We start from the raw sequence: 12,616 nt of genomic DNA on the forward strand, positions 1-12,616 counted from the left end.
CGGCGTTCGTCAGCGGGGGGTGCCCGCCCCGGCCCGCGCGTAGAACGCGGCGAGTTCGTGGGGGTTCTTGGTGTAGACGTCGATCCCGCGGACCGTGCCGTCCTCGACCTGGTGGATCTCGACCATGGTGAGCGGGAACACCTCACCGGTGCTGTGGGCCGTGAGCGTCCCGGTGAGCGTGCCCACGACGCCCGCCGGGCCCTCGAACACCTCGGCGGCGCTGATGGCGACGACGGCGTGGCCCGCCATCACGCCGAGGACGGACCGGGCGAACGCCTCGCGTCCCCGGTGCACACCCCCGTAGGGGAGCTGGGCCGGCTCGTCGACGACCACCTCGGGGGCGAGCCGGGCCAGGACACCCGCCACATCGCCCCTGCCCAACGCGTCGTACAGCCCCCGCACGACGTCCGCGCGGCCCTGCGCCGTCGTGTCACTGCCGTTGCTCATCTCGTGTGTCCTCTCGCTCGTGCTCGTCCTGCGGCCGGGCCCCCGCCGGGTCCGGCTCCCGGGGGATCCGGGCGGACACCATGCAACGACGGACGGCCGGGGTGGGGGAGTCCCCGCCGTGAGGGGTACCGGCAGGGACCCCCACGCCCCGCCCGGCGTGCCTACGCTGTCCCCATGGACAACCGGGACGCAGTCGGCGACTTCCTCCGCTCCCGACGGGACAGGATGACCCCGGAGCAGGCGGGTCTGCCGACGTACGGGCAGCGCCGGGTGCCCGGGCTGCGCAGGGGAGAGGTCGCCACGCTCGCCGGGGTGAGCGTCGAGTACTACACGCGTCTGGAGCGCGGCAACCTCAAAGGCGTCTCCGACAGCGTGCTGGACGCCCTCGCCCGGGCGCTGCGGCTCGACGACACGGAGCGGATGTACCTGTACGACCTCGCCCGCGCCGCCGGCCCGGCGCCGGCGGTTTCCGCGGCGCGCCGTCGCGAGGCCCGGCCGGCGGTCCGGCCGAGCGTCGCCCGCATCGTCGAGGGGATGCCGGGCATGCCGGCGTTCGTGATGAACGACCGCCTCGACACCCTGGCCGCCAACGCGCTGGGCCGCGCCCTGTACGCGCCGATGTACGCCGACCCGGCCTGCGGCGCCAACGTCGCCCGGTTCGCCTTCCTCAGCCCCGGGGCCAGGCGGTTCTACGCCGACTGGGAGCGCATGGCCCGCTTCGCCGTGGGCGCGCTGCGCGTCGAGGCCGGCAGGCACCCCCATGACCGCGACCTGACGAACCTGATCGGCGAACTCTCCACCCGCAGCGACTCCTTCCGGGTGCTGTGGGGGTCCCACGACGTCCACGTCTTCCGCGAGAGCACGAAGCGCCTCCACCACCCGCTCGTCGGCGACCTGGAACTCGACCAGGAGACCATGGGCCTGCCGGACGGCAGCGGCCTGAGCGTCGTCGTCTACAGCGCGCCCCCGGGGACCGCCGCCGAGGACGCCCTGAGACTGCTCGCCGGCCGGCCGGCGACGGGCGGACCGGAGCAGCGGGCCGAGGGCGCGGGCGGCCTCCCCGGCGCGGGCCCGGGCGGGAACACGGGGCCGGTCGCCGCGGGCGCAGAACCTGCGGGGGCCGGCGAGCGTCTGGGTGGTGTGAGAGCAGGCGGCTCTCGCAGACCCCAAGGGGAGCAGAGATGAGCACGGTAGTCGTCGTCGGAGCCACGCAGGGCACGGGGCGGGCACTGGCCGCGGAGTACGCGCGGCGGGGCGCGGACGTCCTGATCACCGGACGCACCGAGGAGCGGGCCACGACGGTGGCGGCGGAACTCGCGAAGGAGACCGGCGGTACGGTCACGGGCCTCGCGCTGGACCTGAGCCGTCCGGCCGGCATCGCCGCCGCGCTCGAACCGGTGCGCCGGGTGGACCGCCTGGCCCTGGTCGGCATGGTCCGCGACATGAACACCACCGGTGCCTACGACGTGGTGAAGGCGACGACCCTGGCCACGACGAAGATCGTCGGTTACACAGCGGTGGTCGCCGCGCTGCGCCCCCGGATGTCCGCCGACGCCTCGGTCCTGCTGTTCGGCGGCATGGCCAAGGACTTCCCGTACCCGGGCTCGACGACGCTGACCGCGGTCAACGCCGCCGTGCAGGGCCTGGTGCGGACGCTGAGCACCGAACTGGCCCCGGTGCGGGTGAACTCGCTGCACCCGTGGGCCATCGTGGACAGCCCGTTCGTCGTGGACAACGAGCACCTGCAGGACACGGCGCGGAAGATGACGCTCACCGGGCGGCTCGGCACCATGGCGGACGTCGTCGACGGCTGCGTCTTCCTGCTGGAGAACCCGCTGGCCAACGCCATCGACCTCACGCTGAACGGCGGCATCGCCTGACGCCACGGGGGCTCCGCGCACGACGGGGCCCCCTCCGGCGGGAGGGGGCGTTGTGCTGTGCCGTCGTCAGATCGTCGGCGTGTCGTCGACGTGCTCCTTGTGCACCTCGAGGACGAACTTCCAGCCCGCGCTGGCCTCCATGAAGCGCACGCGGGTCGGGTGGATGTCCAGGGCGCGGCGGTCGCGGTTCTGGCCGCCCGTGCCCCCCTTCCGCCCGCGGGCCGGCTCCTCGAAGAGGTCGACCTTGACGTCCGGCACCGCGACGACTTCCTCGTTCCAGCGCTGGACGATCCCCGCGCCGAACGCCTCCCGGGCGGCGGCGTAGAGCGACGCCAGGGACTCCGCGTTCCCGTTGGGCACGAAGAGGGCGAGGTTGAGGAGGACACCGGCCCTCTGCAGGACCTCTATCTCCTCACCCGCCTTGTCCGCGACCCATATGCCGCGCTCTTCGGCGTCGTCCGGCAGCACGTGGACCTCGTCGCCGAAGACGGTCCTCGCGGTGAAGGATCCGCCCTCGAAATTCTTGCCCGACTTGGTGAGCGTCGCCGGTGCGAAGCAGTCAAGCCGAAGCTCTTCCATCTCCGCCTGGACGAAGATCTCGTCCTGGAGGCCCAGCTCCGAAACCTCCTCGGCCGTGAGACGTCGGGCTGCAACCTTCTCGGTGTTCACTTTCTTTCCCTTCTTCGTGTAACCACGGACAGTTCGGCGACCCGCGGCGGCGGCGTGGCCACGGCCACCGGCCGACCGGTGGTGACGTCACGTCACATGACCGAGCGGTGGGTGTTCCGGCATCGCCGCCCCCGGAGGGGACGCAGAGGTGTCCGGCTCCCCGCGCCCGAACGCGCAACGGCGGCACGGTGGGCAGGAGGAACCACGCGCCGTGAGTGTAGTGCGGCGGTCTGACAACGCCGCCATCTCGGCTGCCTGGAGGGGCCGTCGGAGCCTGTCGCACTGGCCGTCGGGGCCCGTCGGACCGGGCTTCGTGGCACGCCGCCCGGCCGTTCGCGGCACCACGGCGACGGCGCCGCCCCGCTTCCCCCTGGCGCGCCGAGGTACCCGGCGGGTGCCCCCCGACCGGTCGCCGGCCACCGCGTCCGCCCCCCACGCCGGGACGTCCACGCAGGACCTGCCGGTGAACCGCCGGGGACGTTTCACCGACGCGGCGCTGAACGGTCCGGCACCAGGCCCTTTTGATGTACCGGGCACGCGTTCGGCGCCCCGGACCGGGTTACATTTGGTTGACCGTTGAACCAATCCATTGCCGATGGGTGTGCTTGCCGATGACCGAGAATCCCCCGAACCCGCCCACCGAGGCCGCGAACGCCGGTGTCCTGATGCAGATGCTCAGCGGCTACTGGGTCACCCAGATCGTCCGGGCCGCCGTCGACCTCTCCCTCCCCGACCACCTGGCCGACGGACCCCTGGACGCCGGGGAGATCGCGGAACGGGAGGCCAGTGACCCCGCGACGACCTACCGGCTCCTGCGCGCCTGCGCTTCGCTCGGCCTGGTGGCCCACCAGGGCGGGCGACGGTTCTCCGGCACCCCCCTGAGCGAGCTGCTCCGCACCGGGGTGCCGAACACCCTGCGGGAGGTGGCCCTCACGTGGGCGGGGCCCTCCCACTGGCGTGCCTGGGAGCGGTTCCCGGAGGCCGTCCGCAAGGGTGGCACCCAGATCGAAAGCGCACTGGGCACGGACTTCTTCAGCTACCTCGGCGACCACCCCGCCGAGGCGGAACTCTTCTCGGTCGCCATGTCCGGCATGTCGGAGCAGCTGAACCGCGACCTCGCCCGGGCGCTCGACACCACCGGCAGCGCGGTCGCGGTCGACGTCGGCGGCGGCACCGGGGCGCTGGTGCAGGGCCTCATGCAGGCGAACCCGGAACTGCGCGGGGAGAGCCTCGACCTGCCCCACGCCACCGCCACCGCGCTGGCCTCCGCCGAGAAGCAGGGACTGGCCGACCGCTTCACGGCGGTCACCGGCGACTTCTTCGAGTCCGTCCCGCCGGCGGACCTGTACCTCCTCAAGATGGTCCTGCACGACTGGAACGACGCCGACTGCGTCACGATCCTCAGCAACTGCCGCGCCTCCGCCCGGCCGGGCGCGCGGGCGGTGGTGGTGGAGAACGTGATCGGGGAGATCGGGGCGCCCGGCTTCGAGCCCCTTGCGGACATGCACATGCTCGCGATGCTGCCGGGGCAGGAGCGCGATCTCCCCGAGTTCGACGCGCTGTTCGCCGCCTCCGGGTGGCGGCGCACGGCCGTCACCGCCACAGGATTCCAGTTCAAGATCATCGAGCTGGAGGCGATCCGACCCGGCGGGTGAGGGGCGGCCGCGTCGGTTTCGGGGGTCCCGCAAGGACGGCGGGAGAGCCGCTCAGCTCCGCCGGGGAGGGGTGGGGTCCGACGCGGCGTCCGCGTTCCTCACCCGTACCCGGCCGGTCGGCGGGACGCCGCCGGAGCCCCCGACAGGTGGGGGAGGGGGAGGACGGGCAGGTCAAGGGCCGGCAAAGGCGCTTCGCGGCCCAGCGGGCCCCCCGCGTCGCCGAGTTGCTCCCGCAGGACCGGGATGACCAGCGCGGATGCCCGTCGGGACGGCTGTTCCGGGGCTCCGTGGGTGCTGGCGGCTTTGCGTCGCGTGTCGTATTCACGCCCCCGATACGCCCAGTGAACAGTTTCGAACACGGGAGGCGCGGCGTTCACTCAACGAACACGAAAGGAACATCCGTTTCGCCCAAAACATCAAAAAGCCGCTACGCGTCGCGCACATTCCGCACTCGCGTTGTGACGTTGGGTCACATCCGTCGCCTCAGGCTCCTTATTGACATGAACAGAACCCAACACGCTAATGGGCTCCGGCGAATGCTCGGACGTTCGCCGCCGCCAGGAGCCGTACACGGCTCGCGATCCCTGCAAGCACGCATGGGAGTCACGTTGCGCAGACCAGCAAGTACCCCCCACCCCCTCCGCCGGACGGTGAACAGAGGCCTCGCGGTCCTCGGTGCCGCCGCCATGGCGGTGCTCGGCATACAGGCACCGGCGTTAGCCGCGGGTGCCGCGGGAGCGAACTCCGCCGCGGCCAACGGCGTCCGCCGCTCCTTCGAACCCACCTGCGACACGGCCAAGCCCGGCCACTTCAGCTGCTTCGCCCTGCGGCGCACCGACGTGAAGCCGGTCAAGGGCCTGGTGCCGGCGGCGGACACGCCGTCCGGCTACGGAGCGGCCGACCTGCAGAGCGCCTACAACCTGCCGGCCGACGGCGGCGCCGGACAGACCGTCGCGATCGTGGACGCCTTCGACGACCCGACCGCGGAATCCGACCTCGCCGTCTACCGTGCCCAGTTCGGGCTGCCGGCCTGCACCACGGACAACGGCTGCTTCCGCAAGGTCGACCAGCGCGGCGGCACCGACTACCCCGAGCCGGACCCGGGCTGGGCCGGTGAGATCTCGCTCGACGTCGACATGGTGTCGGCGGCCGCGCCCAACGCTCACATCCTGCTGGTCGAGGCCGACGACAACAGCTTCGAGAACCTCTCCGCCGCCGTGGACCAGGCGGTCGCGATGGGCGCGAAGTACGTGTCGAACTCCTACGGCACCGACTACCGCGGCGGGAACGGCGAGGACCCGTCCGAGACCACCGTGCTGGACGCCCACTACAACCACCCCGGCGTCGCGATCACCGCGTCCACCGGTGACTACGGATACGGCGTCAGCTACCCGGCGGCCTCGCAGTACGTGACCGCGGTCGGCGGCACCACGCTGACCCGCGCCCCGTCCACCACGCGCGGATGGACCGAGTCCGCCTGGAGCCTGGCCGGTTCGGGCTGCTCGCTGTACGAGCCCAAGCCCGCCTTCCAGCACGACACCGGCTGTGACAACCGGGCGCTGGCCGACGTCTCGGCCGTCGCCGAGGACGTGGCGGTCTACCAGACCTACGGCCACGGCGGCTGGGCGGTCTACGGCGGCACCAGTGTCTCGTCGCCCATCATCGCCTCGGTCTACGCGGCCGCCGGCACCCCCGCCGCCGGCTCGTACCCGAACGCGTACCCGTACGCGGCCGGCACCGGGATCAACGACATCACCACCGGCAGCAACGGCAGTTGCTCCCCGTCGTACCTGTGCAACGGCGCGGAGGGCTTCGACGGCCCGACCGGCCTGGGCACGCCCGCCGGCCTGACCGCGTTCCGCACCGGCGCGCACGGCGTGATCTCCGGAACCGTCACCGACGGCACCACCGGCAAGGCCGTCAGCGGTGCCACGGTCACGGCGGGCACCGGCATCACCCACACCGACGCCGCCGGCTCCTACACCCTGACCGTGCCCACCGGCACCTACGACGTCTCCGTCGAGGCGTTCGGCTACGCCGGGTGCTCGGCCGACGGGGTCGTGGTCGACGACGACGCCACGGTCACCAAGAACTTCACCCTCTCCCCGGTGCCGAGCCAGACCGTCGCCGGCAAGGTCAGCGACGGCTCCGGCCACGGCTGGCCGCTCTACGCCAAGATCACCGCGGACGGCGTGCCCGGAGCGGTGTGGACCGACCCCGCGACCGGCTCGTACAGCATGGACCTGCCCCAGGGGCACTCCTACACGCTGCACGTCGCCTCGGCGACGCCCGGTTACAAGACCGTCAGCAAGAAGATCACCGTCGGCGACTCCGCACAGACGGTCGGCATCGCGGTCCCGGCCGACTCCTGGACGGCGAACACGCCCGGGTACCGCGTCGACGTGACCGGCACCACCGAGCCGTTCGACGCCACCGACGCCCCGCCGGCCGGCTGGAAGGTGGTCAACGCCGACGACACCACCGGTGGCTGGCAGTTCGACGACCCCGGTGACCGCGGCAACCACACCGGCGGTGACGGCGCGTTCGCCGTCATCGACAGCGACCACTTCGGCGGCGGCGCCGTCCAGGACAGCTCGCTGCTCAGCCCGGTGTACGACTTCACCGGGAAGAACGACCCCGAGGTGGCCTTCAGCACCGAGTACAAGCAGTACAGCGGCCAGTCCGCGGCCCTCGAGGCGACCTCGGACGGCGGCGAGCACTGGACCAAGGTCTGGTCGCCGGGCGCGGACGTCACCGGCGACCGCATCGAGGCCTCCCTGGCCGACTTCGCCGGCAAGTCCGAGGTCCAGCTGCGCTTCCACTTCGCCGGCAGCTTCGGCTGGTGGTGGGCCGTCGACGACGTCTTCGTCGGCGACCGGCAGCTGACCGCGGTCCCCGCCGGCCTGGTCGTGGGCACCGTGACCGACGCCAACACCGGTACGGGCGTCGTGGGTGCCACCGTCACCAGCCAGGACAAGCCGTCCGAGAAGACCACCACGACGGCCACGCCCGAGGACCCGAACCTCTCCGACGGCTTCTACTCGTTCATCTCGACCGCCTTCGGCAGCCACCCCTTCACGGCGGCCAAGGCGAAGTACACCTCCCTGAGCAAGAACGTCAAGGTCGGGGCCGACAGCGCCGTCCAGGCGAACTTCAAGCTCAAGGCCGGCAAGGTCACCATCACTCCGGCCTCGGTCTCCGCCACCGTCGCCTGGGGCGGTTCCAAGACGCAGAACCTGACCGTCAAGAACACCGGCGGCGCGGCCGCCACGGTCAAGCTCGGCGAGCAGTCCGGCGGGTTCACCCAACAGGCCAAGGGCGCCGCCCTGCAGACCGTCAAGGGTGACTTCAACCCGCTGTCCAGCAAGGCCCACGCGGCGGGCGCCAAGGCCGGCCCGACGGCGGCGGCCCCGGCCGACGACACCTGGCAGACGGCCCCGGACCTGCCGGGCGCCCTGATGGACAACGCCGTCGACTCGCTGGACGGCAAGGTCTACTCGGCCTTCGGCTACAACGGTTCGGCCGACGTCAAGGACCTCTACGTCCTCGACCCGGTCGCCGGCAGCTGGACGAAGCTGGCCTCCGCGTCCGACACCCGTGAGGACCCCGCGCACGGGTTCATCGACGGCAAGCTCTACGCCGTCGGCGGCTGGGGCCCCTCGGGCGCCCCGGACGCCAAGCTGGAGATCTACGACCCGCAGTCGGACAGCTGGACCACCGGTGCGTCCGCGCCGAAGCCGTACGCGGGCTCCGGCACCGCCGTCCTGGACGGCAAGCTGTACATGATCGGCGGCTGCGGCGCCGACTTCTGCGGCACGACCGACGCCAGCGTCTACGACGCGGGCTCCGACAGCTGGTCCCAGATCGCCGCCTACCCCGAGCCCATCTCGTGGGAGGCCTGCGGCGCCATCGACGGCCAGATCTACTGCGCCGGCGGTCTGGGCGCCAGCGAGAACGACGTCGTCCACTCCTACGCCTACGACCCGGGCACCGACAGCTGGTCGCAGCTCGCGGACGTCCCGGCCGCGCAGTGGGGTACCTCCTACGCCGCGGCCAACGGCCGTCTGCTGATGGTCGGCGGCGTCGGCAACAACGCCCTCACCAACCGCGGCCAGGCCTTCGACCCGCAGTCCGGCACCTGGGGCACCCTCCCCAACGCCAACGTCGCCACCTACCGCGGCGGCGGCGCACCCGGCTTCTACAAGGTCGGCGGCGGCAACGCCCCCGGCAGGCCGATCAGCAAGGTCGAGGTGCTGCCCGGCTACGACCAGGGCGGCGCGGGCGACGTCGACTGGCTGAGCGAGAGCGTCCAGGAGCTCACGCTGCAGCCCGGCGCCAGCGCGACCGTCTCCGTCACGCTGGACGCCAAGGCCACCTCGGTGACCCAGCCCGGCGACCTCACCGCGAGCCTGAGCGTGGGCACCGACACGCCGTACTCCACGGCGCCCGTCCCGGTGAGCCTGCACGTCAACCCGCCCAAGACCTGGGGCAAGATCACCGGCGTCGTCCTGGGCAACAAGGCCACCGGCGGCAGCGCACCGCTGGCCGGGGCGACCGTTCAGCTCGACAGCTGGGCCGCGAGCTACACGCTCACCACGGCCTCGGACGGCACCTACGCCCTGTGGCTCGACGTGCGCAACAACCCGCTCACCGTCATCGTCGCCAAGGACGGCTACCAGCCGACCGTCACGACGGTGAAGCTGACGAAGGGAGCGACGGTCACCGCCAACTTCACCCTCAAGCGCAAGTAACCGGGTACGCGCCGGGGAACGGCGCCGACGGTCCGCGTACGCGTACGGGCCGTCGGCGCACCCCCGGCCGGACCCCGGACACGAACGCGGCCGGGCCGGTCCCTCCCAGGGGCCGGCCCGGCCCTGCGCGGCCCGAGCCGGGAGGACCGGCGGTCAGCCGCCCGGGCTCGCGTCGACGTCCACCGTCTTCATGCACGCGTCGTCGAAGGCGCTGAGGGTGATCGTGCCGTCGTGGAGGTCCACCCAGCTCGCGACCACGGTCCAGCCGCGCTGCTTGAGGGTCACACGGACCTCGAAGACCACCCCGGAACTGTCTCCCGTGAGCCTCTCCGGCTTCCCGTCCTGCTCCCACTCACGGTCACGCAGCTCGTGCACCACCGCTTCCCAGCGGGCGACGTCGACCTTGGCGGTCTTGGTGGCGAAGCCCTTGAAGCCGACGCCGCACGATCGCGGCGTGCCCGGCTCGGCGTCCTCGTTCATTCCGCCCCATTCCGGCACGTTCGCCGGGACGCCCGCGTCCGCCGCCGAACCGTCGAGGTCCGCCAGCACGAACTCCTTCGTCAGCGGCCCGGTACCCGCGGGCCGCGGCTGAGGCGCCGCCGGCTTCGAGGACGCGGACGCCTCCGCGCCGGCGTCGCCGGTACCGCAGCCCGCGCCGCCCAGCGCCATGACCGCGACCGCCACGGCTGCCCAACAAGTCCTGCTCCCAGGTCAGGGGCCGTTCACCCCCATGATCAGCGAGGAGTATGCCACGCGCTGTCGACAGGCCGGCACGGATGATGCGGCGGATCGATCGCCGCGGAACGCTGCCGCGCTTGACCTTCACACTAGTGTCAATCTTTAGCTTCGGGCGAGTAAGCGGAAGTCACCTGACCATTGCTAGGAGATCTGCCATGCCCCAGGCTCTGACCGGACGGACCGCGCTCGTGACCGGAGGGTCGCGGGGTATCGGTGCGGGGATCGCCCGTGAACTGGCCCGCGAGGGTGCGAGCGTCGTCATCACCTACCGGAAGTCGCGCGAGCAGGCCGAGGAGGTCGTCGCCGAACTGGGCGCCCTCGGCGCGAAGGCGTTCGCCGTGCAGGCCGACCAGTCCGTTCCCCACGAGGCGTCGACCGCGGTCGAACAGGCCGCCGAGTTCCTGGGCGGCCGGATCGACGTGCTGGTGAACTCCGCCGGTGTCGCCGTCCTGGGCACCGTCGACCAGCTGGACCTGGAACTCCTCGACGGCGTCCAGCACATGATGGCCACGAACGTCCTCGGCACCGTCGTCACGACGCATTCCGCTTCGCGTTTCCTGCCCGACGGCGGACGCGTCATCCTGGTGGGCAGCATCGTCGCCCACCGTATCCCCAGCCCCGGCGTCGCGGAGTACGCGGCGAGCAAGGCGGCCATCGACCAGCTCGGTCGCGGCTGGGCCCGCGACTTCGGTCCGCGCGGCATCACCGTCAACGTCGTGCAGCCGGGGGCCGTCGACACCGACATGAACCCCGCCGACGGGCCGAACGCGGCGGCCCAGGTGGCCATGACGCCCCTCGGGCGTTTCGGCACCGCCGCCGACATCGGCAAGGCCGTCGCGTTCCTCGCGAGCGAGGACGCCGCGTACATCACGGGCGCACGGCTGACCGTCGACGGCGGATCCAGCGTCTGACGCGGGAGAGCACCCCGGCGTGCCCGGTGCTCCGGTCCGGACGGCGACGGCCGGCACCGGAGCCCCGCCGCCGGGGCCGCCCGCACCGCCCTCAGGCCCACTCCGGTGCCGCGGACCAGGAGCGCCGTTCCTCCGCACGCTGCGCGGCCACGTCCGGGATGACGGCGAGTGCCTCCGCACAGCGGCCCTGCCCGACGAGCAGGTGGGCGAGGTGGGTTGCGGCCCACCGGCCGGAGCACTGCCGGAGGAGGGCGATGGCCTCCCCCACCCGGTCGTCCCGGGCGAGCAGCCAGGCGATGGTGGCCTCCCGGTCGTCGACCTCGTCCGGCGGCAGCGCCTCGATCTCGGCGATGGCCTCCCGGCTGCGCCCTGCCTCGCGCATCAGCCACCACCGGTTGGAACGGAGCCAGTACCTCTCGTTCTCCTCGAGGAACTCGGGGCTGCGTCCCTCGGTGAGTTCGACGGCCCTGTCGGGGTGTCCCTGTTCGGCCATGAGGATCAGGGTCGACTGCAGGAGGTTCTCGTGGAGGTCGTCAAAGGTGTGTCCCACCACCTGAACGGCGTCGTCGAGGCGGTCCTGCCGGATCAGGAGTTCCTGGAGGGCGACCGTGAAGATGCCAGGGTGCGCCGCGGGGTCGTGGAAGCCGCGCAGATACGCCTCGGCCTCCGCGGCCCTGCCGAGGTCCTCCATGGTCGTGACGTACGCGCGGACGGCCTTGGGGTTCCGGGTGCCGGTGGCCAGGTCCCGCAACTGCTCGGTCCGCCCGTGCCGGGCGAGCAGTTCGGCGTAGAAGTCGACGGTGTTCTCCGGGCCGTGGCGACGCGCGTCCACGTCCGCGCCGAGCAGTGAGATCGCCTCGTCCGCCCGGCCGGAACGCTCCAGGACGGTGGCCCGTCCGGGAAGCGCGTCCCAGATGTGGCGCACGCCGCACCCCCAGGGATCGCTGCTGAACTCCTCGGCGACCGGGGTGAGCAGCTCCAGCAACCGGTCGTCGCGGTCCTGGCCCTCGGTGATCCGCACCAGGGCATGCACCATGCCCCGCTCGCCCAGGTGCGGTACGAGCGCGTCGATCGCCTCGTCCACCCGCCCCGCAGCGACCAGCACCTCGGCGTAGTCGGGCCACATGTCCCGCGGTTTCGCGTCCCGGCCCCCGGGGTGCGCCAGCTCCAGCGCCCGGTCGACGCGGCCCCATCGCAGCAGGACGCCGGCGCCGGCGCGGACCGCGGGCTGCCAGCCGGTGGCCGTGAACGGCTCGATGACCGCCCAGGCCCGCGCGAACTCGCCCGCCGCACAGAGCCGGCGCACCGCGCCCTCCGCGCAGAACCAGTCCCCGCGCCGTTCCGCCGCCTCCACCAGCAGGTCGAGGCCGCCGCGTTCGAGGACCTCGTCCACGATGCGCGGCGGAACGCCGCCGTACCGCTCCCGCTGCCATTCAAGATCATCGATGTTCACGAGGGGCACCCTAGGCCGCGTGACCGACATCGCCGCCGAGCCGGCTCGCGGTCGCCCGGCCGGCGGTCCGTTCCGCCGCCCACAAGCCGGTGCGGGCTGCGGGGAGGAATGA

Annotated in this window: 9 protein-coding genes; 5 read left to right on the forward strand and 4 right to left on the reverse strand. The window is 72.4% G+C overall.

Translation table 11 applies throughout. The features are described from left to right. Positions 1-9: 9 nt before the first annotated feature. Positions 10-447: a nuclear transport factor 2 family protein gene (locus ACZ7MY_RS27170; RefSeq protein ID WP_499605669.1), complete on the reverse strand. Its 438-nt coding sequence runs from the start codon at positions 445-447 to the stop codon at positions 10-12. A 174-nt stretch (positions 448-621) separates the two neighbouring features. Here ACZ7MY_RS27170 and ACZ7MY_RS27175 point away from each other — a divergent pair, with 174 nt between their 5' ends. Next, positions 622-1,632: a helix-turn-helix transcriptional regulator gene (locus ACZ7MY_RS27175; RefSeq protein ID WP_499605670.1), complete on the forward strand. Its 1,011-nt coding sequence runs from the start codon at positions 622-624 to the stop codon at positions 1,630-1,632. Beyond that, positions 1,629-2,327: an SDR family NAD(P)-dependent oxidoreductase gene (locus tag ACZ7MY_RS27180; protein ID WP_499605672.1), complete on the forward strand. Its 699-nt coding sequence runs from the start codon at positions 1,629-1,631 to the stop codon at positions 2,325-2,327. The genes ACZ7MY_RS27175 and ACZ7MY_RS27180 overlap by 4 nt, the downstream gene beginning before the upstream one ends. 66 nt (positions 2,328-2,393) lie before the next feature. Here the strand turns inward: ACZ7MY_RS27180 and ACZ7MY_RS27185 are convergent, their stop codons facing one another. Further along, positions 2,394-2,996, reverse strand: a complete 603-nt coding sequence (locus ACZ7MY_RS27185; protein WP_499605674.1) for a hypothetical protein — start codon at positions 2,994-2,996, stop codon at positions 2,394-2,396. A 611-nt stretch (positions 2,997-3,607) separates the two neighbouring features. Between ACZ7MY_RS27185 and ACZ7MY_RS27190 the strand changes: the two genes are divergently transcribed. After that, on the forward strand, positions 3,608-4,651 hold the full coding sequence (locus ACZ7MY_RS27190; RefSeq protein WP_499605675.1) for a methyltransferase: 1,044 nt from the start codon (positions 3,608-3,610) through the stop codon (positions 4,649-4,651). A gap of 686 nt (positions 4,652-5,337) precedes the next feature. Next, positions 5,338-9,402, forward strand: a complete 4,065-nt coding sequence (locus ACZ7MY_RS27195; RefSeq protein ID WP_499606019.1) for a Kelch repeat-containing protein — start codon at positions 5,338-5,340, stop codon at positions 9,400-9,402. Between the two features lie 153 nt (positions 9,403-9,555). Here ACZ7MY_RS27195 and ACZ7MY_RS27200 read toward each other — a convergent pair whose 3' ends face one another. Continuing rightward, on the reverse strand, positions 9,556-10,086 hold the full coding sequence (locus tag ACZ7MY_RS27200; RefSeq protein ID WP_499605676.1) for a hypothetical protein: 531 nt from the start codon (positions 10,084-10,086) through the stop codon (positions 9,556-9,558). A 209-nt stretch (positions 10,087-10,295) separates the two neighbouring features. On the opposite strand from ACZ7MY_RS27200, the gene ACZ7MY_RS27205 reads away from it, so the two are divergent. After that, positions 10,296-11,051 carry an SDR family NAD(P)-dependent oxidoreductase gene (locus ACZ7MY_RS27205; RefSeq protein ID WP_499605678.1) on the forward strand — a complete coding sequence of 252 codons (756 nt, stop codon included), beginning with the start codon at positions 10,296-10,298 and terminating at the stop codon, positions 11,049-11,051. A gap of 91 nt (positions 11,052-11,142) precedes the next feature. On the opposite strand, the gene ACZ7MY_RS27210 is transcribed toward ACZ7MY_RS27205, so the two are convergent. Then, entirely contained in the window at positions 11,143-12,504 is a 1,362-nt protein-coding gene (locus ACZ7MY_RS27210) for a tetratricopeptide repeat protein (RefSeq protein ID WP_499605680.1), read from the reverse strand. Positions 12,505-12,616 lie beyond the last annotated feature (112 nt).

The sequence above is a fragment of the Streptomyces sp. NPDC111520 genome, from assembly GCF_055635295.1.